Source organism: Amycolatopsis australiensis, assembly GCF_900119165.1.
Classification (GTDB): domain Bacteria; phylum Actinomycetota; class Actinomycetes; order Mycobacteriales; family Pseudonocardiaceae; genus Amycolatopsis; species Amycolatopsis australiensis.
On sequence record NZ_FPJG01000006.1, the window covers coordinates 2157928 to 2184513 of the forward strand.

Annotated in this window: 28 protein-coding genes and 1 tRNA gene; 13 read left to right on the forward strand and 16 right to left on the reverse strand. The window is 71.8% G+C overall.

Features of this window, described 5'->3' with window-relative positions:
- Positions 1-6: 6 nt before the first annotated feature.
- Positions 7-78 (reverse strand) — tRNA-Gln (locus BT341_RS11630).
- Positions 79-269: 191 nt separating this feature from the next.
- Between BT341_RS11630 and BT341_RS11635 the strand changes: the two genes are divergently transcribed.
- Together BT341_RS11635 and BT341_RS11640 are read left to right on the forward strand one after the other, a co-directional pair.
- Positions 270-1235: an acyl-CoA desaturase gene (locus tag BT341_RS11635; RefSeq protein WP_072476300.1), complete on the forward strand. Its 966-nt coding sequence runs from the start codon at positions 270-272 to the stop codon at positions 1233-1235.
- 92 nt (positions 1236-1327) lie between these two features.
- Complete coding sequence (locus BT341_RS11640) at positions 1328-1921, forward strand: TetR/AcrR family transcriptional regulator (RefSeq protein WP_072476301.1); 594 nt, start codon at positions 1328-1330, stop codon at positions 1919-1921.
- On the opposite strand, the gene BT341_RS11645 is transcribed toward BT341_RS11640, so the two are convergent.
- The 6 genes from BT341_RS11645 to BT341_RS11670 form a co-directional block, all read right to left on the reverse strand.
- Complete coding sequence (locus tag BT341_RS11645; protein ID WP_072476302.1) at positions 1918-2310, reverse strand: NUDIX hydrolase; 393 nt, start codon at positions 2308-2310, stop codon at positions 1918-1920. The two genes, BT341_RS11640 and BT341_RS11645, sit on opposite strands and share 4 nt — an antisense overlap.
- Positions 2307-2810 (reverse strand): isochorismatase family protein, encoded by a 504-nt coding sequence (locus BT341_RS11650; protein ID WP_072476303.1) that lies wholly within the window; start codon positions 2808-2810, stop codon positions 2307-2309. Before BT341_RS11650 ends, BT341_RS11645 begins: the two co-directional genes overlap by 4 nt.
- 269 nt (positions 2811-3079) lie before the next feature.
- Positions 3080-4261: a PQQ-dependent sugar dehydrogenase gene (locus tag BT341_RS11655; protein ID WP_072476304.1), complete on the reverse strand. Its 1182-nt coding sequence runs from the start codon at positions 4259-4261 to the stop codon at positions 3080-3082.
- A 16-nt stretch (positions 4262-4277) separates the two neighbouring features.
- The gene (locus BT341_RS11660) at positions 4278-5120 is read right to left on the reverse strand and encodes an alpha/beta fold hydrolase (RefSeq protein WP_072476305.1); all 843 of its coding nucleotides are present in this window, start codon (positions 5118-5120) and stop codon (positions 4278-4280) included.
- Between the two features lie 46 nt (positions 5121-5166).
- Entirely contained in the window at positions 5167-5823 is a 657-nt protein-coding gene (locus BT341_RS11665; RefSeq protein ID WP_072476306.1) for a response regulator, read from the reverse strand.
- Between the two features lie 645 nt (positions 5824-6468).
- Positions 6469-7587 carry a sensor histidine kinase gene (locus BT341_RS11670; protein WP_072476307.1) on the reverse strand — a complete coding sequence of 373 codons (1119 nt, stop codon included), beginning with the start codon at positions 7585-7587 and terminating at the stop codon, positions 6469-6471.
- Positions 7588-7719: 132 nt separating this feature from the next.
- Between BT341_RS11670 and BT341_RS11675 the strand changes: the two genes are divergently transcribed.
- A complete protein-coding gene (locus BT341_RS11675) occupies positions 7720-8316 on the forward strand; it encodes a class I SAM-dependent methyltransferase (RefSeq protein ID WP_072476308.1) in 597 nt (198 codons plus the stop codon).
- On the forward strand, positions 8288-8776 hold the full coding sequence (locus tag BT341_RS11680) for a DedA family protein (protein WP_072476309.1): 489 nt from the start codon (positions 8288-8290) through the stop codon (positions 8774-8776). The genes BT341_RS11675 and BT341_RS11680 overlap by 29 nt, the downstream gene beginning before the upstream one ends.
- On the opposite strand, the gene BT341_RS11685 is transcribed toward BT341_RS11680, so the two are convergent.
- Positions 8752-9525 (reverse strand): helix-turn-helix transcriptional regulator, encoded by a 774-nt coding sequence (locus BT341_RS11685; RefSeq protein WP_072476310.1) that lies wholly within the window; start codon positions 9523-9525, stop codon positions 8752-8754. The two genes, BT341_RS11680 and BT341_RS11685, sit on opposite strands and share 25 nt — an antisense overlap.
- 74 nt (positions 9526-9599) lie before the next feature.
- Here BT341_RS11685 and BT341_RS11690 point away from each other — a divergent pair, with 74 nt between their 5' ends.
- Positions 9600-10523: an LLM class flavin-dependent oxidoreductase gene (locus BT341_RS11690; protein WP_072476311.1), complete on the forward strand. Its 924-nt coding sequence runs from the start codon at positions 9600-9602 to the stop codon at positions 10521-10523.
- Between the two features lie 62 nt (positions 10524-10585).
- On the forward strand, positions 10586-14140 hold the full coding sequence (gene mfd / locus BT341_RS11695) for a transcription-repair coupling factor (RefSeq protein ID WP_143168876.1): 3555 nt from the start codon (positions 10586-10588) through the stop codon (positions 14138-14140).
- A 60-nt stretch (positions 14141-14200) separates the two neighbouring features.
- On the opposite strand, the gene BT341_RS11700 is transcribed toward mfd, so the two are convergent.
- The gene (locus BT341_RS11700; protein WP_072476313.1) at positions 14201-14608 is read right to left on the reverse strand and encodes a hypothetical protein; all 408 of its coding nucleotides are present in this window, start codon (positions 14606-14608) and stop codon (positions 14201-14203) included.
- A gap of 85 nt (positions 14609-14693) precedes the next feature.
- Here BT341_RS11700 and BT341_RS11705 point away from each other — a divergent pair, with 85 nt between their 5' ends.
- Both BT341_RS11705 and BT341_RS11710 read left to right on the forward strand, forming a co-directional pair.
- On the forward strand, positions 14694-15719 hold the full coding sequence (locus BT341_RS11705; RefSeq protein WP_342750205.1) for a hypothetical protein: 1026 nt from the start codon (positions 14694-14696) through the stop codon (positions 15717-15719).
- Positions 15716-16642 carry a nucleoside triphosphate pyrophosphohydrolase gene (locus tag BT341_RS11710; protein WP_072476315.1) on the forward strand — a complete coding sequence of 309 codons (927 nt, stop codon included), beginning with the start codon at positions 15716-15718 and terminating at the stop codon, positions 16640-16642. Before BT341_RS11705 ends, BT341_RS11710 begins: the two co-directional genes overlap by 4 nt.
- Before the next feature lie 15 nt (positions 16643-16657).
- On the opposite strand, the gene BT341_RS11715 is transcribed toward BT341_RS11710, so the two are convergent.
- From BT341_RS11715 to BT341_RS11725, 3 genes are read right to left on the reverse strand one after another with little or no spacing between them, the layout of a single operon-like run.
- The gene (locus BT341_RS11715) at positions 16658-17068 is read right to left on the reverse strand and encodes a PPOX class F420-dependent oxidoreductase (protein WP_072476316.1); all 411 of its coding nucleotides are present in this window, start codon (positions 17066-17068) and stop codon (positions 16658-16660) included.
- Positions 17069-17101: 33 nt separating this feature from the next.
- Positions 17102-18178: an SGNH/GDSL hydrolase family protein gene (locus BT341_RS11720; protein ID WP_072476317.1), complete on the reverse strand. Its 1077-nt coding sequence runs from the start codon at positions 18176-18178 to the stop codon at positions 17102-17104.
- Complete coding sequence (locus BT341_RS11725; protein WP_072476318.1) at positions 18175-18744, reverse strand: TetR/AcrR family transcriptional regulator; 570 nt, start codon at positions 18742-18744, stop codon at positions 18175-18177. The genes BT341_RS11720 and BT341_RS11725 overlap by 4 nt, the downstream gene beginning before the upstream one ends.
- A 109-nt stretch (positions 18745-18853) precedes the next feature.
- On the opposite strand from BT341_RS11725, the gene BT341_RS11730 reads away from it, so the two are divergent.
- From BT341_RS11730 to BT341_RS11740, 3 genes are all read left to right on the forward strand, one after another.
- A complete protein-coding gene (locus BT341_RS11730) occupies positions 18854-19723 on the forward strand; it encodes a helix-turn-helix transcriptional regulator (RefSeq protein ID WP_072476319.1) in 870 nt (289 codons plus the stop codon).
- A 259-nt stretch (positions 19724-19982) separates the two neighbouring features.
- Positions 19983-20831, forward strand: coding sequence for a hypothetical protein (locus BT341_RS11735; RefSeq protein WP_143168530.1), 849 nt, complete (start codon positions 19983-19985; stop codon positions 20829-20831).
- A 30-nt stretch (positions 20832-20861) separates the two neighbouring features.
- Entirely contained in the window at positions 20862-21074 is a 213-nt protein-coding gene (locus BT341_RS11740; protein WP_072476321.1) for a KTSC domain-containing protein, read from the forward strand.
- Here BT341_RS11740 and efeB read toward each other — a convergent pair.
- Genes efeB through efeU form a run of 3 tightly spaced genes read right to left on the reverse strand, consistent with a single transcriptional unit; the run spans position 21071 to position 24314 of the window.
- Entirely contained in the window at positions 21071-22330 is a 1260-nt protein-coding gene (efeB, locus tag BT341_RS11745) for an iron uptake transporter deferrochelatase/peroxidase subunit (protein WP_072476322.1), read from the reverse strand. The two genes, BT341_RS11740 and efeB, sit on opposite strands and share 4 nt — an antisense overlap.
- Complete coding sequence (efeO, locus tag BT341_RS11750; RefSeq protein WP_143168531.1) at positions 22327-23472, reverse strand: iron uptake system protein EfeO; 1146 nt, start codon at positions 23470-23472, stop codon at positions 22327-22329. Before efeO ends, efeB begins: the two co-directional genes overlap by 4 nt.
- Positions 23469-24314 carry an iron uptake transporter permease EfeU gene (gene efeU / locus BT341_RS11755; protein WP_072476323.1) on the reverse strand — a complete coding sequence of 282 codons (846 nt, stop codon included), beginning with the start codon at positions 24312-24314 and terminating at the stop codon, positions 23469-23471. The genes efeO and efeU overlap by 4 nt, the downstream gene beginning before the upstream one ends.
- 356 nt (positions 24315-24670) lie before the next feature.
- Between efeU and BT341_RS11760 the strand changes: the two genes are divergently transcribed.
- Positions 24671-25417, forward strand: coding sequence for a lysozyme family protein (locus BT341_RS11760; RefSeq protein ID WP_072476324.1), 747 nt, complete (start codon positions 24671-24673; stop codon positions 25415-25417).
- Positions 25418-25638: 221 nt separating this feature from the next.
- Here the strand turns inward: BT341_RS11760 and BT341_RS11765 are convergent, their stop codons facing one another.
- Positions 25639-26043 carry a tetratricopeptide repeat protein gene (locus BT341_RS11765; RefSeq protein WP_072476325.1) on the reverse strand — a complete coding sequence of 135 codons (405 nt, stop codon included), beginning with the start codon at positions 26041-26043 and terminating at the stop codon, positions 25639-25641.
- Positions 26044-26115: 72 nt separating this feature from the next.
- Between BT341_RS11765 and BT341_RS11770 the strand changes: the two genes are divergently transcribed.
- A complete protein-coding gene (locus BT341_RS11770) occupies positions 26116-26577 on the forward strand; it encodes a VOC family protein (protein WP_072476326.1) in 462 nt (153 codons plus the stop codon).
- Positions 26578-26586: the final 9 nt, after the last annotated feature.

Here is a 26586-nt window from a genome sequence, read left to right on the forward strand (position 1 = left end):
CTGCTGCTCCGCCGCCAGGATTCGAACCTGAACTGTCAGAACCAAAATCTGAAGTGCTGCCGATTACACTACGGCGGATCGAACCTGGTCAGGATAGCGACGATCGGGTGTCGTCCGCGCGGGGGATGCATTAGGGGCCGGTGCGCCGGGTACCCCAGGTGTGGAATCGGGCACTCCCCAGCCGCCCGAACCTCCTGTACCGTAACTTACGGCATCGTAGGTTAGGTCACCCTTCGTCAAGGGCGCCCGTGTAGGAAGAAGTGAAGCGTATGACGGCCACGCTCGACCGTTCGCAGCCAACCGGGGAGCCGCCGGCCCCCAAGGGGCCCAAACCTGTCATCGACGGCACGCGCGGCATCGGCGTGCAGCTGTCGGTCTACTTCGGCGTGATCGCGCCGCTGGTCGCCCTGCTGGTGGCCGTGCCGTTCGCCTGGGGCTGGGGACTGAGCTGGGTCGACGTCGGCATCTTCGTCGTGTTCTACGCGGTCAGCGGGCTCGGCATCACCGTGTCGTACCACCGCTACTTCACGCACGGCTCGTTCAAGGCCAAGCAGTGGCTGCGCGTGTTCATGGCCATCGCGGGCAGCATCGCCCTGCAGGGCCCGGTGATCACCTGGGTCGCCGATCACCGCCGCCACCACGCGTTCTCCGACCGCGACGGCGACCCGCACTCGCCGTGGGCGTTCGGCACCTCGCCGTGGGCCATCGCCAAGGGTTTCTGGCACGCGCACATGGGCTGGCTGTTCGAGCGTGACCAGACCAACGCCGAGCGCTTCGCGCCCGACCTGGTCAAGGACCCGGCGATCAAGAAGGTCGACGAGCTGTTCTGGCTGTGGGCGCTGGTCAGCCTGCTGCTGCCGGCCGTGCTCGGCGGCCTGATCTCGTGGTCGCTGTGGGGCGCGGTGACGGCGTTCTTCTGGGCCGGGCTGGTGCGCATCTGCGTGCTGCACCACGTGACCTGGTCGGTCAACTCGATCTGCCACATGATCGGCGAGCGCCCGTTCGCCGCGCGCGACAAGTCGGCGAACTTCTGGCCGCTGGCGATCTTCTCCTTCGGCGAGTCGTGGCACAACCTGCACCACGCCGACCCGACGTCGGCCCGCCACGGCGTCAAGCGCGGCCAGATCGACATCTCGGCGCGGCTGATCTGGATCTTCGAGAAGTTCGGCTGGGTGCACGACGTCCGCTGGCCGACCCCCCAGCGGCTGGCCCGTATCGCCACCGAAAAGGCGTAGTCAACTACGCTGCTCGAATGTCGGGGAGACGACGTTCGAAGCGTGAGCAGGTCACCGGGGCGCGTCCGGCCGCCCCGGTGACGCGGGTCCGGATGACCGGCACCGAGCGGCGCCGGCAGCTGCTCAACGTGGCGCGGGCGTTGTTCGCCGAAAAGGGCTTCGACGGCACGTCGATCGAGGAGATCGCGCACCGGGCGAATGTGTCGAAACCCGTGGTGTACGAGCACTTCGGCGGCAAAGAGGGCATCTACGCGGTGGTCGTGGACCGCGAAACGCAGCTGCTGCTGGACCGCATGGTCTCGACGCTGCACGGCGGCCACCCGCGCGCGATGCTCGAACAGGCGGCGACGGCGTTGCTGTCGTACGTCGAGGATTCCCACGACGGCTTCCGGATCCTGGTCCGCGACTCCCCGGTGGCCAGCTCCACGGGCACGTTTTCGACGGTGCTCAACGACATCGCCAGCCAGGTGGAGCACATCCTCGCGCAGCAGTTCGCGGCCCGCGGCTACGACGAGAAGCTGGCGGCGCTGTACGCGCAGGCGCTGGTGGGCATGGTCGCGCTGACCGGCCAGTGGTGGCTGGACGCCCGCAAGCCGAAGCGCGACGAGGTCGCGGCGCACCTGGTCAACCTGGCCTGGAACGGGTTGTCCCACTTGGAGCACAAGCCGAAGCTGCGTCTCGCCTAGGGGAGCCGGCCGGCGTCGTGCAGGTGGTCGAAGATCAGCTGTGCCACCAGCGAGACCCGCGGCCGGTCCGCGTACCCGAGCCACGCGATCTCTTCGATCTCGCTGCTCGCCTCGAGCGTCCCCCGGTACTCCGCCGAATAGGCGGCCGTGCGGACGAGCGTGCCTTCGGCCTTCCCGTGTGCCTGGCCTTCGAACGTGCCCGCCGGCCGGATCGTCGACGGCGTGATCTCCACGGCGAGCTCCTCGCGGATCTCCCGGACGAGCGTCTCGGCGTCCGTCTCGCCCGGCTCGCGCTTGCCGCCCGGGAGGTAGAACTTGTCCTTGCCGCGGGACCGGGCGACCAGGACGCGGCCGTCGACGACGTGGATCCAGGCGACCTTGTCGATCACGCCAGTGCCGCCAGGACTTCTTCCGTGGTCACGACGGTGCCGAGCCGCGGGAAGATCTTCGTGATCGCGTTCTCGTGCGAGAGGTCGGAGAGTGCTGTCATCGCGTCCGACACCGCGACCGTGTCGTAGCCGTGGTCGGCGGCCGCGCGGAGCGTCGACTCGACGCCGAATTCGGTCGCGATGCCGCCGAAGTACACCGTGCGGACGCCCTGGCCGCGCAGGTACTCGTCCAGGCCGGTGCCGGCGAACCCGCCGATCGTGTACTTGGTGACGACCTTGTCGTCCTCCGGGTCGAACGCCAGCTCGCTGCCCGGCGGGTTGTCCGGCCGCGACACCTGCACGACCACCACGGGCGCGCCGGCCGCGCGGAACGCCTTCCGCAGCCGCAGCGCGTTCGCGAGGACTTCTTCGCCGCGGTACGGCGTGGTCGGCAGGGCCAAGATCCGCTGCTGCAGGTCGATCAGCACGAGCGCGGACGTGGCGGGGTCGATCTCGGTCATGTCCCCGATCTTAGGCATGGCGGCGGCCGCCGGGCAGGTGGCCGCCCGAGCGGTCCACTGTGGCCGGTCGGTGGAGGCCGGTCGGTGGAGGCCGGTCCCCGGCCGCCAGGTCGGCGATGGCGGCCGGGGACCGGCGCGGTGCTGCCGCGGGAAGACGCTCTTCGGACCGCGTTCAACACGCGTCGGTGTCTTGCCGTCCACCATGGTCCGCGATCGGGCGCCCCGGCGGGAAGTGCCCACGGCACGCCGCGGCCGTGCTTTTCCCATGATCAGCCGGGGGTGACCTTCAGCAGCTTGTCGTCGGTCCCGTCGGACGTCGTCACGTACAGCGCGCCGTCCGGTCCGCTGCGGACGGCCCGCAGCCGGCCGAACTTGTCGTCGAACTCCGGCGGCAGCGAGACGTCGAGGACCTTGCCCGCCGGGTCCAGGTGGTAGAGCAGCAGCTTCTGGCCCTTCAGCGCGACCACGACGAGCGCGCCGTCGTCCTTGCCCCACTGCGACCCGGTCAGGAAGGCGTCGCCGCTGATCGCCTCGGTGATCTTCCCGGACGTCCACAGTGGACTGACCGCGTCCGGGAACCGCTTGAGGTCCGTCATCGGCACGCTCTCGTCGTAGCTGGAGTCCGTGCCGCCCTTCGACGGGTCCCAGCCGTAGTTGCCGCCGGGCTTGAGGAGGTTGACCTCGTCGTCGAAGGCGGGCCCGTGCTCGGTGGTGATCACCTGGCCGCTGCCCGGCCGGATCGCCACGCCCTGGACGTTGCGGTGCCCGTACGTGTAGACCAGCCGCTCGTGCGGGTCCGAGGACGTGATGAACGGGTTGTCCGGCAACGGTTCGCCGGTCTTCGCGTCCAGCCGCAGCACCTTGCCGCCGAGGGAGTGCCGGTCCTGCGCGACGCTCGCGCGAGCGGTGTCGCCGGTGCCGACCAGCAGCGCGCCGTCCGGCGCGAACGTCGGGCGGCAGCCGGAGTGGCGGCCGCTCGGGTTCACCGGCAGGCCGGTGAGCAGGTTCTTGACCTTGGTGGCGCTGGTGCCGTCCGCGGCCAGCTTCCACGTCACCAGCCGGATGTCGACGGCCTTGCCGTCCTCCTGGTGGTCCTGGCAGGTGATGAACTCGCGGCTGGTCGTGAAGTCGGGGCTGACGACCATGCCGAGCAGCCCGCCTTCGCCTTGCACGAGGACGTCGGAGAAGTCGGCGCGCACGTCGGTCGCCTTGCCACCGCGGACCAGCGCGAGCTTGCCGGGCCGCTGCGGCACGAGGATGCCGCCGTCGGGCAGGAAGCCGACGTCCCAGCCGTGCTGCAGGCCGGCGGTCACCGTCTCGACCTTGAACTTCCCGCTCGGCGCGGCCGGGGTCGCCGCGGCCGGGACGCTCTGGACCGGCGCGCTCGACGCGCCCGTGCAGGCCGCGACCAGCAGGGACAGCGCACCGATGAGACCCAGCACACACCGCATACGGCTCATCTTCCCATCAAGTGGTGAAATCGCCGTTCGCCGTCACCTCCGTCAGGAACGCCAGTTCGGGTGAAGCCGTGAAGTAGTGGCCGGTGCCGGGAAGCACGTCGACCCGGGCGCCGGCGGCTTCGAGACGCCGTTTCGTCGGCGCGGAGCCGACCATGGCGTCTTCGGCCCCGGCGACGGCGTACACCGGCATGGTCAGCCGGGCCAGCGCGGCGTCGCCGAAGACCGGGGGCCCGCCGCGGTACCGGTAGTGCGCGGCCACGACGAGCTGGTGCGCCACGACCGGCGACGACAGCGGCTCGCCCAGCGCGCCGGCCATGGCCCGCCGTCGTCCCCGCTCGCCGAGCAGCGTGAGCAGGACGGCCTTGACGGCGAAGCCTTTCTTCATCGGGCCGAGACCGGCGGGGCACCGCAGGGCCAGCGCGGCGACGCGCCCGGGCCGCCGGGTCGCGTAGTCCAGCGCGAGCCAGCCGCCGAGCGACGAGCCCAGGAAGGCGGCCCGCGTCACGCCGACGTGGTCGAGCACGGCGTCGAGCCACAGGGCGTACCGATCGCTCTTGAGTGGTGGACGCGTCTCGGCGCTGAGTCCCGGTTCCCCGATGACGTCGACGGCGTACACCCGGAATCGCTCCGCCAGCGACGCGATGCGCGGCGCCCACTCGGCCGAGTTGCTGCCGGAGCCGTGCAGCAGCACCAGCGGTGGCGCGCTTTCCGGCCCGGAGGCCAGGGCGAACGTCTCGCCTTCGGCTGTTGGTATCCGCAGCCGTTCGTGGGCGACGGGCCAGGCGGCCAGTGCTTCGAGGTACCGCTCACGTAGGAGGCGTGCGCCGGCTTCGGACTTGTATATATTCATGTAAACGACTCTATAGTCACCTCGCAAATGGATAAATAGGGAGTTATCACGAACCTGGACGCACCAGCCCGGACTCGTAGGCGAACACGACCGCGTGCACCCGGTCGCGCAGCCGCAGCTTCCCGAGGATGCGTCCGACGTGCGTCTTCACCGTCGTCTCGCCGATGTACAGCTTCGCGGCGATCTCGCTGTTCGAGAGGCCGCGGGCGACGAGCCCCAGCACGTCCTTCTCCCGCTCGGTGAGGACGCCGAGCTTCGCGACGTCGACGGGGTCGCGGTCGTCGGCGAGGTAGCGGTCGAGCAGCCGCCGCGTGACCGAGGGCGAGACCATGGAGTCGCCGCGAAGCACCCCGCGGATCGCGACGAGCATCTCGTCCGACGGCGCATCCTTGACCAGGAACCCACTGGCACCGGCGCGCAGCGCGGCATAGGCGTACTCGTCGAGGTCGAAGGTGGTGATGATCAGGACGCGCACGTCGGGCAGCTGGGCGCAGATCCGCCCGGTGGCGGCGACGCCGTCGAGCACCGGCATCCGGACGTCCATCAGCACGAGGTCCGGCCGGAGTTCCCGGGCCTTGGCGACGGCTTCCTCGCCGTTGACGGCTTCGGCCGCGACGACGAGGTCGTCCTGGCTTTCGACGATCATCCGGAGCCCGACGCGGACCAGTTCCTGGTCGTCGCAGAGGAGGACGCGGGTGGTCATGGACGGACCACCAAGCTCGCGCTCGGTCGGTAGCCGCCCGGGGGCGGGGTCGCCAGTACCCAGGTGGTCATGAGCGCACCGCCACGTTCGCGGCCGCTTGGTTCCGCCGTCCGGCGGGGGCCCGGCTACCGGTGCTCGGGTGGTCGTGGCCACACCGCCGGGCTCGTGCCGCGCGGTGCCCGCTGGCCGAGGACGGGGCGGCCGCTGGCACTCGGGCAGTCATGGCTGCACCGCCAGGCTCGCGCTCGCTTGGTAGCCGCCCTTCGGCGGGGACCCGGCCGCCGGTACTCGGGTGGTCGTGGCTACGCCGCCGGGCTCGTGTTGCGCGGTAGCCGCCGTTCGGGGGCGGACCCGGCGCCGGTGTGCGGGTGGTCGCCGATGTATCGCCAGGCTGGTGGCTGCTTGGTTTCCGTTGTTCGGCAGGGGCTCGGCTGCTGGTGCTCGGGTGGTTGTGGTTGCATCGCGGGGCGCGTGCCGCGCGGTAGCCGTAGTCCGGGGGCGGGGCGGCCTTCGGTTCGTGGCCGCTTGGTAGCCGCCGTCCGGCAGGAGCCCCGCCGCCGGTGCTCGGGCGGTCGTGGCCACGCCGCCGGGCTCGTGCCGCGCGGTACCCGCCGTGCGGCAGCAGGGCCGCCAGTGCCCAGGTGGTCATGGCCGCACCACCAGGCTCGCGCCCACGCGATAGCCGCCGTCCGGCAGAGGGCCCGTCGCCAGCTGGCCGTGGTACATCTCCACTCGCTGGCGCATTCCCGGCAGCCCGCGTCCCGATGACGGCAGTGCCGCCGCGGGGGATGCTCGGCCGCCCGTGTTCGTCACCTCTATGCGGATCTTCTCCGGTGCGAAGGCGACTTCGACTCGGCCCGTCGCGTCGGCCGGGGCGTGCTTGATCATGTTGGTCAGTGCCTCCTGGACGATCCGGTACGCCTGCAGCGCCGCGCTCGCGGGCAGGCCCGTGGGGTCGCCGGTCACTTCGAGCGTGACAGGACGGCCGCACTGCTCGACCAGCCCGCGCAGTTCGGCCACCGTCGGCTGGGGACTGCGCGCCCCCTGGCCGGCGTGCAGTACTTCGAGGAGCCGCCGCAGCTCCGCCAGCGCGTCGCGGCCCGTGCGGCCGATCGTGTCCAGCGTGCGGTCCACCGCCTCCGGGTCGCGGTGCCGGGCCAGCTTCGCGCCCTCGGCGTTCAGCACGATCACGCTGATGCTGTGCGCCAGGACGTCGTGCAGTTCGCGGGCGATCCGGGCGCGCTCCTCCGCCACCGCCGCGCGGGCCTGTGCCTCGGTGCGCCTGTCCTCCTCCGCGGTCAGCTGCGCCTTGGCGCGGAAGAACTCGCCGAGCGTCCACGCCGCGAGGTGGATCGGCATGATGCCGACGACCGTGAGGGTCGGGTTGTCGGTGAACGGGCCCCAGCTGACCCCCCACATCAGGTCCAGCCCGAGGATCGCCGCCGCGGTCAGCGCGCCGAACCGGCGGTCGCCGCGCTGCACGAGGTTGAACAGGACGACCGCCATGCCCAGCTCCGCGCGGCCGCGGTCGTAGGCCCAGATTTCGTTGGTGTACGTGACGAGCGCGCCGGCGAGGATCAGCACCGCCACCGTGCGCGGGAACCGGCGGCGCACGAGCAACGGCAGCAGGAACAGCATCGGGATCGCCCGCACCGCCCACGAACCCTGCCCGGCCCAGTTCGGCGCGAGGAACACGAACACGGCGTACAGCGGCAGGTCCACCGTCCACCGGTGCCTGCGTACCCACACGACGAGTCGCTCCATGCCACCGAACGTAACGCCGGGACCCGGCCCCGGTCGTCATCCCTTCGGCCCGATCGGGTCCTCCCTTGGGAGGACGAGACCGGTCGATCCGACGGATTCGCGGTGACTCCCGCTGTTCCTAGCGTCGGCAGCATGTCGATCACCAGGGAGTTCTTCCGCCACCCCGTGCTGACGGGCGCGATCGCGCCGAGCTCGCCGCGGCTGGCCGAAACGATGACCGCGGGCCTCGGCCTGGAACGCGCGGCCCGCGTCGCCGAGCTGGGGCCGGGCACCGGCGTGTTCACCGAAGCGGTCCTCACGCTGCTTCGCCCCGAAGCGCGCCTGACCGCCGTCGAGATCAACCCGCGTTTCGCCGCCGCGCTGAGTGAGCGCTTTCCGCAGGTCGACGTCGTCACCGGCTCGGCGGAACACCTCGCGCTGAACGGCGTCGACGTCGTCGTCTCGGGTCTGCCGTGGACCGCCATGGCCGCGGACCGGCAGCGGCGCATCCTCGACGCGGTCACGGCGGCACTGGCCCCGAACGGCCGCTTCACGACGTTCGCGTACGCCCACGCGGCCTGGACCCCGCCCGCGCGTCGCTTCGCCGCTTCGCTGCGAAGCCGTTTCGCCGTCGTGGAGCGCACTCCGATCGTCTGGCGGAACCTGCCACCCGCGTTCGTCTACCGCGCGGCGCTGCCGGTGGCGGTGGGGAGGACGAGGCATGGACAGCCTGCTGCGGCCACTGCTTGACGCGCCCCCGCCGGCCGTCTACCTGTTCTGTGCCGCCGTCATCATGGCGGAGACGGCGTTGCTGCCGGGAATCGTGCTGCCGACGTTGTCCACGTTGCTGCTCATGGGTTTCCTCGCCGAGCGGGGAACGCTCCACCTGGGACTCGCGCTGGCGGTGGCGGTCCTGTCAGCGGTAGCCGGCGACCAGCTGGCGTACTGGGAAGGGCGCTGGTGGGGTCCGCGCCTGGCGCGCCGCGTCGGCCGGGATCGCTGGCAGCGCGCGGAGTCGGCGATCGCGCGGTACGGCGTCCCGGCGGTGGTCGCGGGCCGGTGCCTGGTCGGCTTGCGGACGCTGGTGCCGCGCGTGGCGGGCTCGGCGGCGATGCCGTACCCGCGCTTCGCTGTGGGCAGCGTGTGCGCCGCGGTGCTGTGGGCGAGCGCGGAGCTGCTGGCGGGTCACCTGGCCGCGGTGGTGCTCTGAAGGCGTTCCGCGGTTTCGGCGTCCGCGGGCAGGAACGTCTCCAGCTTCAGCTCCGACACCGTGACGTCGGCGGCGGTCGCGAACGTCGTGATCGCCGTGATCAGCCGCAGCTCACCGACCGAAGTGGACAGCCGGACCGGGACGGCGAACCCGAGGTGGCTCTCGTCCGGCGGCCGTTGCGGTGGCAGGTAGCCCTCCAGCTCGGCCAGCTGCGCGGCCAGCCGGTCGTCCGGTGTGCGGGCCAGGTCGTTGCGGAGGCGTTCGAGGATGTGCCGGGCCCAGTCGTCGAGGTTGCGCACGCGCGGCGCCATCCCGCGCGGGTGCAGCGCGAGCCGCAGCGTGTCGACGGGCTCCGGGAGCAGCTCGGGCGCGACCCCCTCGGTCAGCAGGCCGAAGGCGGCGTTCTTCGCGACGAGCATGCCGTAGCGGTCGACGACGATCGCGGGGTAGGGACGATGGCCGTCGAGCAGCCGCCGCAGGCCGTCGAGCACCGGGCGGATCGCCGGGTCGTCCAGCCGGGTTTCGGGGTACGTCGGTGCGTAGCCGGCGGCGTGGAGCAGGCCGTTGCGCTCGCGCAGGGGCAGTTCGAGCGACTCGGCGACGCGCAGCACCATGCCGCGGCCGGGCAGCGAGCGGCCGCTTTCCATGAAGCTGACGTGCCGCTGCGTCGTCCCCGCGCGCAGGGCGAGGTCGAGCTGGCTGAGCCGCCGCCGGGTGCGCCAGTCCTTGAGCGCCGTTCCGAAGTCCACGGCTCCATCTTGCTCCGCCGGGCCATTCCCTCCGGGGAATTGAGGGCATACCGCGCTCCGGTGAGGCTTCCGGCATGACGAACTACGGCCTGGTCGTACCGACCTACCAGCCCATCCTCGACGCCGGGCGGACCGCGCCCGAGCTGGTCGACGCCGCCGTCGAGGCCGAACGCCTCGGTCTCGACTCGGTGTGGGTGGGCGACACGCTGGCCCGCGCTCCGCTCGACGCGTTCACCGTTCTGGGCGCTTTCGCGGCGCGGACCTCACGGGTGACCTTGGGGACGTCCGCGCTGCTCCCGGCCCTGCGGAACCCGCTGCTGTCGGCGAACCAGCTGCTGTCGCTCGACCTGCTGAGCGCCGGACGGCTGACGGTGGCGGTCGGCGCCGGGTTCGCCGGCCGCAGTGAGCCGGAGTTCGCGTTCGCGGGCGTCCCGTGGGAGCGGCGGCGGGCGCGCCTGGACGACATCGTGGCGCTGTGGCGGGCGGCGTGGAGCGGCGCGTCGTCGTTCCACGGGTCGGTGCTGCACTACGACTCGCTGCCGTCCTTCCCGGCGCCGCACCGCCCGGGTGGCCCGCCGGTGTGGCTGGCGGCGTACACGCCCGGAGCGCTGGAGCGCGTCGGGAGGCTGTACGACGGCTGGCTGCCCTACCCGCCCGACCCCGCCGACTACGTGTCGGGCCTGGCCACGATCCGCGGCCTCGCGTCCCGGCCGGTCACGCCGGCCCTGTTCGCGACGGTTCTGGTCGAGGACGACGCCGAGCGCGGGCGCGTGCTGCTGGAGGAGTACTGCGTGACCAACTACGGCCGCCCGGCGAGCTTCGTGCAGGGCATCCAGATGCAGGTCACGGGCTCGGCGGCGGAGGTCGCGGCCCAGCTGCGTCGTTACGAAGGCGCCGAGCACGTCCTGCTGCGGATCGCGAGCACGGACCCGAAGGTCTTCGACGAGCAGCTGCCGCGGCTGGCGGAGGTGGCGGCCCTCCTGCGCGGCCGGCCGTGACCGGCCGTGACCGGAAACTTGTCGGGGGTGGCACGTAGGCTGGGACCGTGACCGACGCTCCACTGTCCGGACTCCTCACCGCCATCCTTCCCGACCCGGCCCTGCGCGGCGTGGTCGAGCGCGCCGGCGCGCCGCTGCTCGAGCTGCAGGGCCCGATCGCCGCCCGGCAGCTCGTCGCCGCCGCCCTCGCGTCGGACGACGGCGCCGGCAAGCCCGTGCTCGCCGTCACCGCCACCGGCCGCGAGGCCGACGAGCTGACCGCCGCGCTCACCGCGCTGCTCGGCGACGGCAAGGTCGCCGACTTCCCGTCCTGGGAGACCCTCCCGCACGAGCGGCTCTCCCCGCGCGCCGACACCGTCGGACGGCGGCTGGAGGTGCTGCACCGGCTGAAGACGGGCGACGACGACCTGCGCGTGGTCGTCGCGACCGTCCGCAGCCTGATCCAGCCCATGGCACCCGGCCTCGGCTCGCTGCGGCCGGTGGAGCTGGCCGTCGGCGTGGAGGAGCCGTTCGACGAGCTGCTCGAGCGGCTCGTCGAGCTGGCCTACACCCGCGTCGACATGGTCGAGAAACGCGGCGAGTTCGCCGTCCGTGGCGGCATCCTCGACCTGTTCGGCCCGACCGCGCAGCACCCGGTCCGGATCGAGTTCTGGGGCGACGAGGTCAGCGAGATCCGCGCGTTCGCCGTCTCCGACCAGCGGTCGCTGCCCGGCGAGATCCGGCGCGTCACCGCGCCGCCGTGCCGCGAGCTGCTGCTCACCCCGCCGGTCAAGGAGAAGGCCGCGCAGCTGGCGAAGACGTACGAAGCCGACGCCCACCTGGCCGAGATGCTCACCAAGCTCGCCGACGGCATCCCGGTCGAGGGCATGGAGGCCCTCATCCCGGTGCTCTGCGAAGGCGAGCTGGAGCTGCTGACCGACGCGATGCCGGTCGGCGCCCACGTCCTGCTCACCGACCCGGAGAAGATCCGCGCGCGGGCCGCCGACCTCGTGCGCACCGGCCAGGAGTTCCTCGAAGCCTCCTGGACGACGGCCGCGGCGGGCGGCCAGGCGCCGATCGACCTCGGCGCGTCCGCCTACCGCGCGCTCGACGAGATCGCTTCGCACGCGCAGGACACCAAGCGCCCGTGGTGGACGCTCACCCAGCTGACCAGCGAAGACCCCGACGTCTACCGCGTCTCGGTCGAGGCCGCGCCGTCGTACCGCGGCGAGCTGGACCGCGCGATGACGGACCTGCGCGCCCACACCGCGGCGGGCGGCACGGCGGTGCTCGTCGTCGCCGGTCAGGGCACCGCGTCGCGCGCGGTCGAGCAGCTGACGGGCGCCGACGTCCCGGCGACCCAGGCGGGTGACGGCCTCACCGGCATCCCGGCGCCCGGCATGGTCACGGTCACCTGCGGTGGCCTCACCGACGGCTTCGTCTCGCCGGAACGCGCACTGGTCGTGCTCAGCGAAGCCGACCTGACCGGCCGCGGCGCGGGCGCCGGAACGTCCACAAAGGACCTCAACACCAAGATGCCGTCCCGGCGGCGCAACGCCGTCGACCCGCTGGCGCTCAAGGCCGGCGACTACGTCGTGCACGACCAGCACGGCATCGGCCGGTTCGTCGAGATGGTCCAGCGGACGGTCGCCGGCGCGACGCGCGAGTACCTCGTGCTCGAGTACGCGTCGTCGAAGCGCGGCCACCCGGGTGACCGGCTGTTCGTCCCCACCGACCAGCTCGACGAGGTCTCCCGCTACGTCGGCGGCGAGCTGCCCACGCTCAACAAGCTCGGCGGCTCCGACTGGAAGAACACCAAGGCCAAGGCCAAGAAGGCGGTCAAGGAGATCGCCGCCCAGCTCGTGCAGCTCTACGCCGCGCGCCAGGCCGCGCCCGGGCACGCGTTCGGCCCGGACACGCCGTGGCAGCACGAGCTGGAAGACGCCTTCCCGTTCACCGAGACCAACGACCAGCTCGCCGCCATCGACGAGGTCAAGGCCGACATGGAACGCGGCGTCCCGATGGACCGCGTCATCTGCGGTGACGTCGGCTACGGCAAGACGGAGATCGCCGTGCGCGCCGCGTTCAAGGCGGTGCAGGACGGCAAGCAGGTCGCCGTCCTCGTCCCGACGACGCTGCTGGCCCAGCAGCACCTGAACACGTTCACCGAGCGCATGCGGTCGTTCCCGGTGACGATCAAGGGCCTGTCCCGGTTCACGAACAAGACGGAGTCGGACGTCATCCTGGAGCAGCTCGCCGGCGGCGAGGTCGACATCGTGATCGGCACGCACCGGCTGCTGCAGACCGGCATCCGCTACAAGGACCTGGGCCTGGTGATCGTCGACGAGGAGCAGCGGTTCGGCGTCGAGCACAAGGAGCACATCAAGGCGCTGCGCACGCACGTCGACGTGCTGACCATGTCGGCGACGCCGATCCCGCGCACGCTGGAGATGTCGCTGGCCGGCATCCGCGAGATGTCGACGATCCTGACCCCGCCCGAGGACCGGCACCCGATCCTGACCTACGTCGGCGCGTACGACGACAAGCAGGTCGCCGCGGCCATCCGCCGTGAGCTGCTGCGTGACGGCCAGGTCTTCTACGTCCACAACCGCGTCTCGTCGATCGAGAAGGCGGCGCGGCGGATCCGGGAGCTGGTGCCGGAGGCGCGGGTCGTCACCGCGCACGGGCAGATGAACGAGGAGAAGCTCGAAAAGATCATCCAGGGCTTCTGGGAGAACGAGTACGACGTGCTCGTGTGCACCACGATCGTCGAAACCGGCCTGGACATCTCGAACGCGAACACGTTGCTGGTCGAGCGCGGTGACCTGCTCGGCCTGGCGCAGCTGCACCAGCTGCGTGGCCGCGTCGGGCGTGGGCGCGAGCGCGGGTACGCGTACTTCCTGTACCCGCCGGAGGTGCCGCTGACGGAGACGGCCCACGACCGGCTCGCGACGATCGCCCAGAACACCGAGCTGGGCGCGGGCATGGCGGTCGCGATGAAGGACCTGGAGATCCGCGGGGCGGGGAACATCCTCGGCGCCGAGCAGTCCGGGCACATCGCGGGCGTCGGGTTCGACCTGTACGTGCGGCTGGTCGGCGAGGCGGTCGACGCGTTCAGGCGGCACGCGGGCGCGGAGCCGACGGAGGAAGAGGAGCTGGCGGAGGTCCGCGTCGACCTCCCGATCGACGCCCACATCCCGCACGACTACGTGCCGGGCGAGCGGCTGCGGCTGGAGGCGTACCGCAAGATCGCGGCGGCCCCGGACACGGACGGCCTGGACGCGGTCCGCGAGGAGCTGATCGACCGCTACGGCCAGCCGCCGGCGCCGGTCAACCGCCTGCTGGCGGTGGCGCGGTTCCGGCACACGTGCCGCGAGGCGGGCGTGACGGAGGTGGCGGTCCAGGGCAACACGATCCGCTTCGCGCCGCTGCCGTTGCAGGACTCGCAGCTGGTCCGGTTGAAGCGGCTGTACCCGAAGGCGACGTTCAAGGCGGTGACGAACACGGTCTCGGTACCGAAGCCCACGGAAGGCCCGGCGGGCGGCCGGATCGGCGCCCCGACGCTGCGGGACGAGGCGCTGCTCGACTGGTGCACGAAGCTGTTGGTCCAGCTCACGAAGAAGCCGGCGACGGTGTGACGGGAGCGGCCTGCGCCGAGGCCGCTCCCGGCCGCCCGGCGGCAACCTGGCGGGAACTCCTCAGCCGACTTCGCTGAACATCGGCGGCAACGCCTCCGCCAGCCCCATCCGCACCGACTCGGCCGGCACCGGGACCGCTCCGGCGCCCGCCATCGGCAGCGGCCGTGGCGTGCGCGGCATGCGGCAACCCGCGCCGCCGCCCCGGCCCGGGTACACGAGCAGGCCCCGCACCGGGTCCGGTACCGCGTCGAGCGCCGCCGTCACGACCGGGAGCCGCCGGAACGCGTCGCGCCGGTCCTCCGACCCGAACTCGATCTCCAGCACCACGCCCCAGCGGTGTTCGTGCCAAACCCACTGCTCGGCGCCGTTCGTCAGCGCCGCTTCGGTCAGTGCGTCACCGCGGGCGAGGCGCCACTGCGACGCGGAATGCTCGCCGTCGAACACCTCTATCGTCAGCCAGTGGTCCATAAGTCGACATTAGCGCCGCCGGCACCCGATGGGTGTTGCGTTTCGGGTGCGATGGTGTGAGAGGGTATGCGCTGTGATGCGGATCATGGGGCGCCCTCGCGCGCTGGTCGCGGTCGTTGCCGGTGCACTTCTGCTCGCCGGGTGCGGTTCGGGTCCGAGCCAGGTCGGCAGCGCGGTCATCGTCGGTGACCGGTCGGTGAGCCTCGACCAGGTCCAGTCGATGATCGACCAGGCCGTCCGCGAGCAGCCGTACGCGCAGAAGCTCGCCCGTGAGCACAAGCTCGACCTGCTGGGCCGCGAGATCGTCCGGCAGACGGTGCTGCACGAGCTGACGCTGCGCGCCGCGCAGCAGGAAGGCCTCGTCGCCGACCAGGCGAAGATCGCCGGTCTCGCCGCGCGCGAAGACACCACCCCGGTCACCGACGCCGGGCAGGGCGACCAGGTCGCCGTCACGCAGATCGTCTCGAAGCTGCGCGACCGGAACGAGACGGCGAGCGACGTCGTCCTCGAAATGCAGCTCGCGCGGAAGTACCTGCCGAAGCTGTCCGTCGGCGCGGACTACGTCGGCATCAGCGCCACCAGCGCGACCGACCCCGCGGCCCGCGCCCGCGCGTTCGACCTCGCGAAGCAGTTCGCGGCCGACCCGGCCAAGATCCAGGCCACGATCCAGCAGGCGGGCCAGGAGGCGCAGCAGGCACAGCAAACCGGCATGCCCGGCCCCGGCGGGTTCTCCGACGCGGGCATGACCGAGCTGTTCGGCGCCGCGCAGTACCTCTCCCTGGCGCAGACCCCGCTCTTCGGGTCGGCGGCGAACAGCGTCGTCGCGTTCCAGGCGCGGATGCCGGCGAAGCCGGACTGGTACGTCTTCGTCGTCCACAGCCGCGGGACCGACAAGGCCGTCCCGGCCGACCAGGAGGCGCAGCAGCCGACCGACCAGCAGCTGACCTCGATCGGCACCCGCCTCCTGCAGCCCTACCTGGCCGGTGCCGGGCTGCGCGTCAACCCCCGGTACGGCGTGTGGGATGTTGTGGGCATGAACCTCGCGCCGAACCAGGACGCCACGAAGGGCACCGTGCTGCCCTTGCGCGGTGCCGCACCCGCGCAGCAGTGAGCACGGGTGTCGTCGTAATCGTCCGAGGGGCGACGCTGCCCGCCGCGGCGCTGAAGATCCTCCGTGACTCGCCGGCGGTCTACGCGGCGACGGACATCGACGCGAGTGTGTTCGGGGTCCCCGCGGTGACGGAGGCGCCTTCGCTCAAGGACATCGTGCTGCTCGCCGGGTCGCGGGACGAGCCGGCGGCGTCGCTGCTCATCGCGACCGGTTCGGAGATCGTCGAGACGCCGGCGCCGCCGCTGGTGGAGGCCGCCGAGGTGATGGACCGCCTGCGCTCGCCGGGCGGCTGCCCGTGGGACGCGGCCCAGACCCACGACTCCCTGCGGCAGTACCTGGTCGAGGAGACCTACGAGCTGCTGGACGCGATCGAGTCGGGCGACCGCGAGGCGCTGCGCGAAGAGCTCGGCGACGTCCTGCTCCAGGTGCTGTTCCACGCGCGCGTCGCGGCCGAGGACCCCGGCGACCCGTTCGACATCGACGACGTCGCGGCCGCGCTGGTCGCGAAGCTGGTCGGACGGCACCCGCACGTGTTCGCCGACGGCGACCGGGTGCACACCGTCGAGCACCAGAACGTCAGGTGGGAAGAGCTGAAGCAGCAGGAAAAGCGTCGCCAGTCCATTGTGGACGGCGTAGCGCTGGGTCAGCCCGCGGTGGCGCTGGCGGGCAAGCTGGGCCAGCGCTCCGGCCGCGCGGGCATCCCGCTGGACCTGTTCCCGGCGGAATCCGGCGCGGCAGCCCAGTTGTTCCGCATAGCGGCGACGGCACGGCGCGCGGGGATAGACCCGGAAGGCGAGCTGCGGGCCGTGGCGAAGCAGTTCGCGGAGGACGTGCGGGCGGCCGAGCAGGCGGCACGGGAGGCGGGACTGGAGCCGACGACTCTGGAAGCCGACGGCTGGCGGAAGTTCTGGCCTGCCCGCTGAGCGTGCCGCGGCCCGTCAGACGTCGCGGATGTTCTTCTCCAGCTCCAGGGGTTCGCGGTCCCAGTCCTCGACTCCGAAAGCCAGGATCCGCTTCGGGTGGATCCGGATCACGGCGTCGTCGAAGTGGTTGTCCGGGAGGTTCACGCCGGTCAGGGCTTCGGCTTGGCCGCGGATCTCCAGGCAGCGGACGCGCCACGGGTCGGTCGACGGGAGGTCGTCCACGACGAACGCCACCCGGCCGTTCGCCTCGACGTTGCGGAACTTCTTGCTCCGGCTCAGGTTGTGGCCGGTGACGTCGATCGTCTTCTCCGCCGGGTTGTACCGGAAGCCGACCGGGTTGACCTGCAGGGTTCCGTTCGGCTGCTGCGTCGCCAGCCGGCCGAGGGGCTGGCCGGCGAGGTACTCGAGCTCTGCTTCGGTGAACATGCCCGAAGCTTGCAACTTCAAGGGAACTTGAAGTCAAGCGAACGGGCCGCCGAACGCCAGCTCCGTGAACCGCGAAGCGATGCGGCGGTGGCTCGCGGCGTCCGGGTGCAGTTCGTCCGGCAGGGGCAGCTCCGCGTAGTCGGCCGGACCGTACAGCGCCCGGCCGTCCAGGTAGTGCAGCCCGGAGTCCGCCCGCTCCGCCACGAGCCGGGCCAGCGACTCCCGGATCACCTCCAGCGTCAGCTTGCCCGCCGCGACCTCGGCCGGGTCGCCGGTGGCCCGGAACCGGACCTCGCCGCGGGCCGGTGCCTCGTGGTCGAAGTCGCCCGGCCCGGGCGTCCGCTCGTGGATCGGGCAGTACAGCGGCGAGACGACCAGCAGCGGCGCCGCCGGATGACCCTCGCGGATCGTGTCCAGGAACCCGTGCACGGCCGGGCCGAACGCGCGCAGCCGCATCAGGTCGGCATTGACGATGTTGATCCCGAGCTCGACGCTGATCAGGTCCGCCGGGGTGTCGCGCATCGCGCGCGCGGTGAACGGGTCGAGCAGCGCGTTGCCGCTGAAGCCCAGGTTGACCAGCTCGGCTCCGGCGGAAGCGGCCGTCAGCGCGGGCCACGTCGTCGCCGGGCTGAGTGCGTTCGAGCCCTGGCTGATCGAGCTGCCGTGGTGCAGCCACACCCGGCCCCGGTCGGGGATCGGTAACACCGGCGCGTCCGTCCGCAGCGCCACCAGCGTCGTCAGCTCGTTGTGCGGCAACCAGATCTCGACGTCCTTGCGGTGGCCGGGCAGGTGTGTGAACCGCACGCCGGCGGGTGCGGTCGCCTGCGCGGTGAGCTTGCCGTCCACCACCAGGTCGTAGACGCCGTCCGGGCGTGGCGGCGCGCCCGGGTACTCGACCTTCGACGCCAGTGTCTCCAGTTCGATGACGCTCGCCGTCGTGCGGAACCGCAGGCGGACGCCCGCGGGCTGCGCTTCGGCCACCGCGAGCCGGGGGTCGGTGTTCTGCGCCCGCGCGCGGGCGGGCAGCCGGTGCGGGACCAGCCCGCGTCCGGTCGGTTCGAGTTCCGATGCGCCGCGAACCAGGTCGGCGGTCAACGGGGTGGTGATCACGTTCGGGGCCAATCTCGGAGCAGGGAGTCGAGGACGTCGAGGAGGCGGGTCCAGCTTTCGCCCGGCGCGGGGGTGCTGTGGTCGAAGCCGCCGTCGGATTCGAGGGCGACGAACCCGCGGAAGAAGCTGCCGAGCAGCCGCACGGCGTGCGTCTGGTCCGGCCCGGTCACGTCGTAGCCCCGCAGGATCGCGCGCGACAGCTGGGCGAGCCGCACGCCGGCGCTCGCCGCCGCGGTTTCGGGATCGAGCCGCAGCTGGGCCGCGGCGTAGCGGCCGGGATGCTCGCGGGCGTAGTCGCGATGGACGTCCGCGAAGGCGACCAGCGCGGCCCGCCCCGCCCGCCCGGCCAGCGCGGCCGCGGCCCGGTCGGCGAGTTCGTCCAGTGCCAGCAGCGCGATCCTCGTCCGCAGGTCGTGCGCGTTCTTGACGTGGGAATACAGGCTGGCGACCTTGACGTCGAACCGCCGCGCCAGCTCCGACGGGGTCACGCTCGCGAAGCCGATCTCGTCGGCCAGCTCGGCGCCCGCGCGGACCAGCCGCTCGGTCGTCAGCCCGGCTCGTGCCATGACCACCCTCCTTCCTAAAGACATTATAGAGGTTCCTAAACCTATTAGGTAAGGAGGGTGGTATCGACGGGTCCTGGCCCGCCCGCCGCGCGAAGATCATCCTGGGGATGTGGAACGGAACGACCTCGCAGAATTCCTCCGGCGCCGACGTGCGCTGCTGCAACCGGAGAACGTCGGTGTCCCGGCCGGCGAACGGCGCCGGACACCGGGACTCCGCCGCTTCGAGGTCGCCGAGCTGGCCGGCATGTCGCCGGACTACTACGCGCGGCTCGAGCAGGGACGCGGCCCCCGCCCGTCGGTCACGATGCTCACCGCGGTGGCCCGCGCGCTGCGGCTGACGAGCGACGAACGCGACCACCTCTTCCGCCTCGCCGGTCACCACGCCCCGCCGCGCCTCGGTGGCGACGCGCACGTCAGCCGCGGCCTCCTCCGGCTGCTGGGCGGGTTGGCGGGCCTGCCCGCCCTGATCGCCTCCGGCCTGAACGTCGTGCTCGCCCAGAACCCGGTGGCGGATGCGCTGCTGGGGCCGCAGACGCGGTTCCGCGGTCTGGCCCGCAGCTGCACTTACCGGTGGTTCACCGACCCCGGGATGCGCGCGCGTTATCCCGCCGAAGACCACGAGCACGAAAGCCGCGCGCAGGTGGACGACCTGCGGGCGGCCCTCGCGATCCGCCCGGCTGATCCGGTGGCGGGCGAGCTGGTCGGGGCGTTGCGCGCGGAAAGCGCGGAGTTCGCCGGCTTGTGGGACCGGCACGACGTCGCGGTCCGCCGCAGCGACCGCAAGCGCATCCGGCACCCCGCGGTCGGGCTCATCGAGCTGGACTTCGACATCGTGGCGACCGACCGCGCCGACCAGCGCCTCATCGTGTACTCACCTGCGCCGGGCAGCGCGGCAGTCTCGCAGCTGGAGCTGCTGGCCGTGCTCGGCGAGGAACGGTTCACCTCGTCCGCGCGGACGGACCGGCACCTCCCCGGCTAGCCCGGCACCGGGCAACCGACAGCCCCGCGCGGGCCCCTGCCCGGAAACTCGCTCCCGAACCGCCGAAAGGAAGATCATGTCCCGTCACCGACCCTCCAGGCCGCGACGGCGCGCCGCCACGCTCGGGCTGGTTTTGGCGCTCGCCCTCCCGGCACCGACCGTGGCCCTGGCCGAGACTCCGGCGCCCCCGGGCCACCGGGCCGGCACCCTGGGACCCGCGCTCCCGGCGTCCACCGCTGCCGCCAGCAGCCTCGCTGACGTGCGCGTCCTCGCCCGCTTCGACCGAGCCGCCGGTCAAGCCGCCGAGAGCATCGCGCCGGAGCCCGGCGGCGGCGCGGTCGTCGGCATGATCCCCGCTCGGCAGGTGGTGCGGGTCGCGCCCGCCGGGGATGTCCACGTCCTCGTCACCATGCCGCTGCCGCCGGGTGGCGGCGGCACCACTCCGGTCGTCGGGATCCCCGTCGTCACCGGAGTCGCCCGAACGGACAGCGGCGCGCTGTACTTCCTCTACTCCTCCGGGCGGGGCGGGCTGACCGGGATCTGGCAGATCCGCCACTCCGGCGGGCCACGGCTCGTCGTGCCGCTGCCCGCCAGCACCATGCCGAACGCGCTGGTCGTCGACGGCGAACGGGACCGCTTCCTGGTCAGCGACTCCGCCGGCGGGCGCATCTGGCAGGCCCCGCTGCGCGGCGGTGCCGCGTCCGTGTGGTCGGCGGACCCGGCGCTGGCGCCGAGCACCTTCTTCGGCGCCAACGGCCTCAAGCTCCACGGCGGCGCCGTGTGGGCGAGCAACTCCGACCGCGGCACCATCGTCCGCATCCCCCTGACCGAAGGCGGCGGCTCGGGCCGCGCCGAAGTCCGGGCCACCGGGCTGGCGGGCATCGACGACTTCGACTTCACCGGCCGGGGCGCCGAGATCCTCGCCGCGATCAACCAGGCCGGCAAGCTCGTGCGGGTCGACGCGGACGGCGGCCACGAGACCCTGCTCGACGGTCTGCAAGGAACCACGGCCGTCGCCGTCCGGGGCAGCCGGGTCTACGTCACCAACGGCGCCAACCTCACCGGGAACGACTCGAACCTCCTGCTCGCGCACCTGCGGCGGCGTTGACGTGCCCGCGCAGCCGGGAACAATGGCGGCATGCGCCGGCAAGCCGTCAGCTCCTCGACGATCGCGTCGGTCGGCTACGACCATGCCGAGCACGTGCTGGAGATCGAGTTCCGGAACGGCCGCGTCTACCGGTACCGGCTGGTGCCCGAGTCCGTGCACCGCGAGCTGCTCGCGTCACCCAGCCACGGCCGGTTCTTCAACACCCGGATCCGCGACCGGTACCCCGCCGAACAGGTCGGCTAGGCGAAGAGGCCCTCGCCCCAGTAGCCGGTCCGCGAGACGCCCGGCGGGATCGCGAAGTGCGCCGAGCCCGTGTGCTGGACGTACTCCATCATCGCGTCCTTCGACGACAGCACCTGCTGCATCGGGACGTACTGCTTGCGCGTGTCCCGGTTGAACGCCAGGAAGAACAGCCCGGCCTCCAGGTGGCCGACGCCGTCGGAGCCGTCGACGAAGTTGTAGCCGCGACGCAGGATCCGGACGCCGTTCAGCGCCTGGTGCGAGGCGAGCCGGACGTGCGCGTCCGCCGGGATCACCTTCTCGCCGCCCGCGCCGCCGACGTCGAGGTCCAGCTCGTCGAACTCCGCGGTCTGGCCCAGCGGGGCGCCGGTGCCCTTCGTGCGGCCGATGATCTTCTCCTGGCCGTCGAGGGTTTCGCGGTCCCACGTCTCGATGTGCATCCGGATCCGGCGCGCCACCAGGTACGAGCCGCCCGCCATCCAGGCCTGGCCGTCGCCGGCCTCGGCCCACACCTGGTCGCGCAGGATGTCGGTGTCCTCGGACTTGATGTTGTTCGTGCCGTCCTTGAAGCCGAACAGGTTCCGCGGCGTCTGCTGCGCCCGCGACGTCGACGAGCTGCGGCCGAAACCGAGCTGCGACCAGCGGACCTCGGTGACGCCGAAGCCGAGCCGCACCAGGTTGCGGACCGCGTGCACCGCCACCTGCGGGTCGTCCGCGCAGGCCTGGATGCACAGGTCGCCGCCGCTGCGGGCCGGGTCGAGCTTGTCCTTCGGGAACAGCGGCAGGTCGATCAGCTGCGGCGGCCGCTTGGCCGCAAAGCCGAACCGGCCGTCGAACAGCGACGGCCCGAAGCCGATGGTGAGCGTCAGGTTCGACGGCGGCAGGTCGAGCGCCTCGCCGGTGTCGGGCGGCGGGGCGTACTGGCCGCTGCCGACGGCGCCGTTCGCCACGACCTCCTGGCCCGTCGTCATCCGGCGGGCCGCGTCGGTCCACGTCTTCAGCAGCTGCCGCAGCTTCTCGCGGTCCTTCGTCGTGACGTCGAGGGCCGCGAAGTGCAGGTTCGCCTGCGTCGGCGTGACGATCCCGGCCTGGTGCTCGCCGTGGAAGTCGACGGTGTTCGTCGATGCCTCGGCGCTGCCGCTCGTGGCCTTGTCGATCCCGATGCCGGCGGCGGCCCCGGCCCCGGCCAGCGCGACGCCCGCGCCGGCCAGGCCGAAGAGCTTCCGCCGCGAGACGCGCGTGCCCTCTGTCGACGTCACTTCGAGACGACCTCCGCAACCTTGCTCAGCGGTTCGCCCAGCGCGTCCACGGCCGAGGCGAACTCCTTGACCTGGTCCTGGGAAAGATCGGTGTAGAGCTTGAACCCGTCCCCGGCGCGCTGCTTGTCGAGCAGGCTCTGCACGTTCGCGAACTGCGTGTCCAGAGTGGACACCAGTGCCGGGTCCTTCGCCTGCAGGATCGGCCGCAGCGCGGTGATCGCACCCTTCGAGCCGTCCACATTGGCCTGGAAGTCCCACAGGTCGGTGTGCGAGAAGGTCTCCTCCTCGCCGGTGATCTTGCCGGTCGCGACCTCGTCGAGCAGGCCCTTCGCGCCGTTGGCGAGGTCGAGCGCGGTCAGCTGCAGCGTCTTCGTCTTCGCGACCAGCTCCTTGACGTCGCTCAGCAGCTTGTCGGCGATCTGCGGGCTGTCGGCCTGCAGGCCGGTCTTGAACAGGTCCTTCTCCAGCCGGTGGAAGCCGGTGAACTGCTGCCCCGGCTCGAGGTCGGCCTCGCGGACGTCGATGGCCGGGTCCAGCTCGCCGAACTTCTCGGCGACCGGCTCGATCCGTTCGTAGTACGTGCGGGTGCGCGCGTACGCGGCCTTCGCGTCGTCGACCTTGCCCGCCTTCACGAGGTCGACGAACTTGCCCGTCTCCTCCTCCAGCGCGGTCGTGTTGTTCGCGATGTAGTCGGCGTAGCTCTTGGTCGCCTGCGCCTTCTGCGCGTTCGCGTCACCCTGCTTCGGCGCGCCGCCGGTGACGGTGAAGTCGCCGCGGATGCCGTTGCCGGACATGCCGGGCTTGCACGCGGTCTGGTACTTGCCGGCGTCGGCGACCTCGACGATGAGCCGCCGGTTCAGCCCGGGCGCGATGTTCTCGACCTCGCCCATGATCCGGTCGCCCTCGGCGTAGAGGTAGAACTCGGTGACCTTGGTGCCCTTGTTGGTGATCTCGAAGGTGAGGTTGCCGGCGTTGGCCGTGGTGGCGGAGACCGTGCACGCGGTGTCGGACGCCTCGACCTTGATCGGGCCGCCGTCCGCCGCGGCGCCCGCGGGGTCGCTCTTGCTGTCGCACGCGGCCAGCGTCACCAGCATGGCGGCGCCGGCCAGCACGGCCAGCGAGGGGGTCTTGCGCACGGTCACTCCTTCGAGGCGGCCGCGGCGGCGGGCGCCGGCGCGGTCTTCTTGCTGGGCTTGAGGAACAGGGGCAGCACGATGACGACGTAGGCGACCCACGCGACGGCCTGCAGCACGGTCGTCTGCTGCGAGTAGTTGAAGATGCCCTTGAGCAGGGCGCCGTACCAGGACGTCTCGGGCAGCGTCGCCGAGGCGTCGAACGCCAGCGTGCCGATGCCGGGCAGGAAGGCGGCCTCCTGCAGGTCGTGCAGGCCGTAGCCGAGCACGCCGGCGGCGACGAACACGAGCAGCACGCCGGTGATCGTGAAGAACTTCCCCAGGTTGAACCGGACTGCGCCCTTGTACAGCAGCCAGGCGAGCACGACGGCGGCGGCGATGCCGATGGCGAAGCCGATCAGCGGCTGCACGGTGTCCGACTGCGCGGCCTGGACGGTGGAGTAGAAGAACACCGCGGTCTCCAGGCCCTCGCGCCCGACGGCCAGGAACGACAGCAGCAGCACGGCCAGCGGGCCGACGTCCAGCGCGTCGTCCATCTTCCCGCGCAGCTCGGCGGCGATGCTCTTCGACGCCTTGCGCATCCAGAAGATCATCGCGGTGACGAAGACGACGGCGACGATCGACAGGCTCCCGCCGAGCAGCTCCTGGTGCTCGAACGACAGCTGCGCGGTCGTGTAGGTCAGGATCGCGCCCACGGCGATCGAGAGCAGGACCGCGGCGCCCACGCCGGGCCACACCCAGCGCAGCGCGTGCCGCCGCTCGGTCTTGACGAGGAACGCGACCAGGATGCTGACGACCAGCGCGGCTTCCAGGCCTTCGCGCAGCCCGATCAGCGCGCTCGAGAACAACACCGGTCCGCCTCCTAGGTTCAGCTGCTTCCGTGATGGTTTTAGGTAAGGCTCACCTGTAAGTCCAGTGGGAGTACGTCCGGGAGTTACGCCGGAACCGGGCAAATCCGGCATGGCCGTGAAGTTAGGTTAGGGTAACCGCAGGTCAGGGGCCCGCGCGTCGACTCGATAACGAAATCTGTGACTTCGCTGGCAGTCGGCCTGGATTTACCGTCCGCTTGCCTGATCGGGGTCCCTCTTGAGTGCGGCCGTAACCTGATCGGGTGGCCGATACCGCTGAGCCGACCGTCACGCCGCCGCGCTCGCCCTCGGGTCCGCCGAGGCGGTACCTCGGCCGGGTGGCCCTCGCCCTGGGGCTAGTGCTCACGGCGGTGATCCTCGTCGTCACGATCGGTATCCGGAACCCGGAGACGCCCACCGCGTCGCCGCCGGTCCAGCCGGCGCTGGCCATCCCGCAGCAGCGGCCGCAGCCGGGCGCCGAAGCGCCCCGCGCGGGGCTCGCCGCGCCGGTCGACCGGCCGGCCGTCTCGGACCGGGCGGAGCTGGACGCGTGGGCGGCTCGCGTCGCGGGCAAGACGCACATCCCGCCGCGCGCGCTGGCCGCGTACGGCCGGGCGGAGATGTGGATGCAGCGCCAGAAGCCGACGTGCCACCTGTCGTGGGCGACGCTCGCGGGCATCGGCCGCGTCGAGACCGAACGCGGCGAGTTCGACCTGTCGGCGATCGGCGCGAACGGCCGCCTGGCGAAGCCGGTGGTCGGCCCGCCGCTGGACGGCTCGCCGGGAGTACCGGCGGTGCACGACACCGACGGCGGCAAGCTCGACGGCGACAAGTCGTGGGACCACGCGATCGGCCCGATGCAGTTCCTGCCGTCGACGTGGAAGAAGTACCAGGAGCGCGCGAACGGCGACGGCGGCGCCCCGGACCCGCAGAACATCGACGACGCGGCCTTCACGGCAGCGCGCTACCTGTGCTCGGGCGGCGACGACCTGGGCACCCCGGCGGGATGGTGGCGCGCGATGCTGTTCTACAACGCGGCAGTGACGTACGGGCAGGACGTGTTCAGCGCGGCGGACGCCTACGCGGAGGCCAGCGTCGCGCCGTGAGTCAGAGTTCCCGGTCGGCGAACAGCGGTGTGACGGCCATCAGCACCAGCAGCAGCAACCCGGCGTACGCGCCCAGCGTGGCGAAGATCGACATTTCCGGTTCCTCCCTGATTTCGGTCCGGAACCAGCTTCGCTCGCGACCCGGGGCCGGCGGATCGGCCGAGGGGCCTGCTTTCCTCGGCCGAAAGACCGAGACGGGCAGGGCCGTCCGGCCCGGCGGGTCAGGGTTCGCGGAGCGCGATGTGGGCCTTGACCTCGCTGATCGCCTCGAGGTACTCCGGCACCGGGTTCATCGCCGACGCCATCCGCATCTGGGCCAGCGCCTCGACGAACCGCCCCAGCCGCTGCAGCGTCCGGCCCAGGATGAACCGTGCGTAGTGGTCGGTCGGGTCCAGTTCCAGCACCCGGGTGAAGGCCGCCTCCGCGCGGCGCAACTGTGCGGAGTGGAAATACGCGCGGCCCGCCAGCAGGTGCACCGATGGCTTGTCCGTTTCGGACTCCAGCAACGGCTGCAACGCCTTCAGCGCGTCCAGCGGGCGGCGGCGGCCGACCAGATCCTCGGCCTGACGGAAGGCATGGAACCGCGACTCCTCGGGAGGCTGCGAAGCAGCTGCGGCATCCGTCATGGTCACTCCCACGTTACCCCGGGGGAGGGGCTTGCACACGCCGCCGAACGGGACGTGATGGACTGTGCCGCCATGAGCAGCCCGTACCGGGGCCTGGCGCCCTACCTGTACTACTCCGACGCCACGGCCGCGCTCGCCTGGCTGACCAGGGTCTTCGGCTTCACCGAGGAGGTCCGGTTCTGCGACGGCGCCGGCGAGGTCTTCCAGGCGACGCTGCGCGCGGGCGACGCGCGGATCCAGATCGCCGGTGTCGGGGCGGACTACTGGCAGGCGAAGGGCGTCGACGGGCCGGTCGGCCAGCTCAACATCCTCTACGTCGACGACGTCGACGAGGTCTACGCGCGGATCGAAGCCGCCCTCGGCGACGAGTGCGAGCTGGAGCCGCCGCAGGACCAGCCCTACGGTGCCCGCGTCTTCACCGTCGCCGACCTCGGTGGCAACAGCTGGACGTTCTGGCAGCAGACGTCCGAGACCGTCGAGCTGCCGCCGGGCTGGCAGGCCGTCCGCGCGGGCGGTGAGTCCTCCAACGGGTGAACTGCCGCG

Bases quoted from the DNA above. Each gene is read 5' to 3' on its own strand.
- BT341_RS11770 (WP_072476326.1), top strand. From the start codon at position 26,116: ATGAGCAGCCCGTACCGGGGCCTGGCGCCCTACCTGTACTACTCCGAC.
- BT341_RS11640 (WP_072476301.1), top strand. From the start codon at position 1,328: ATGACCGGCACCGAGCGGCGCCGGCAGCTGCTCAACGTGGCGCGGGCG.
- BT341_RS11740 (WP_072476321.1), top strand. From the start codon at position 20,862: ATGCGCCGGCAAGCCGTCAGCTCCTCGACGATCGCGTCGGTCGGCTAC.
- BT341_RS11725 (WP_072476318.1), bottom strand. From the start codon at position 18,744: ATGGCACGAGCCGGGCTGACGACCGAGCGGCTGGTCCGCGCGGGCGCC.
- BT341_RS11675 (WP_072476308.1), top strand. From the start codon at position 7,720: ATGTCGATCACCAGGGAGTTCTTCCGCCACCCCGTGCTGACGGGCGCG.
- BT341_RS11650 (WP_072476303.1), bottom strand. From the start codon at position 2,810: ATGACCGAGATCGACCCCGCCACGTCCGCGCTCGTGCTGATCGACCTG.
- BT341_RS11660 (WP_072476305.1), bottom strand. From the start codon at position 5,120: ATGAATATATACAAGTCCGAAGCCGGCGCACGCCTCCTACGTGAGCGG.
- BT341_RS11670 (WP_072476307.1), bottom strand. From the start codon at position 7,587: ATGGAGCGACTCGTCGTGTGGGTACGCAGGCACCGGTGGACGGTGGAC.
- BT341_RS11680 (WP_072476309.1), top strand. From the start codon at position 8,288: ATGGACAGCCTGCTGCGGCCACTGCTTGACGCGCCCCCGCCGGCCGTC.
- BT341_RS11655 (WP_072476304.1), bottom strand. From the start codon at position 4,261: ATGCGGTGTGTGCTGGGTCTCATCGGTGCGCTGTCCCTGCTGGTCGCG.
- BT341_RS11765 (WP_072476325.1), bottom strand. From the start codon at position 26,043: ATGACGGATGCCGCAGCTGCTTCGCAGCCTCCCGAGGAGTCGCGGTTC.
- BT341_RS11690 (WP_072476311.1), top strand. From the start codon at position 9,600: ATGACGAACTACGGCCTGGTCGTACCGACCTACCAGCCCATCCTCGAC.
- BT341_RS11705 (WP_342750205.1), top strand. From the start codon at position 14,694: ATGGGGCGCCCTCGCGCGCTGGTCGCGGTCGTTGCCGGTGCACTTCTG.
- BT341_RS11700 (WP_072476313.1), bottom strand. From the start codon at position 14,608: ATGGACCACTGGCTGACGATAGAGGTGTTCGACGGCGAGCATTCCGCG.
- BT341_RS11665 (WP_072476306.1), bottom strand. From the start codon at position 5,823: ATGACCACCCGCGTCCTCCTCTGCGACGACCAGGAACTGGTCCGCGTC.
- BT341_RS11715 (WP_072476316.1), bottom strand. From the start codon at position 17,068: ATGTTCACCGAAGCAGAGCTCGAGTACCTCGCCGGCCAGCCCCTCGGC.
- BT341_RS11635 (WP_072476300.1), top strand. From the start codon at position 270: ATGACGGCCACGCTCGACCGTTCGCAGCCAACCGGGGAGCCGCCGGCC.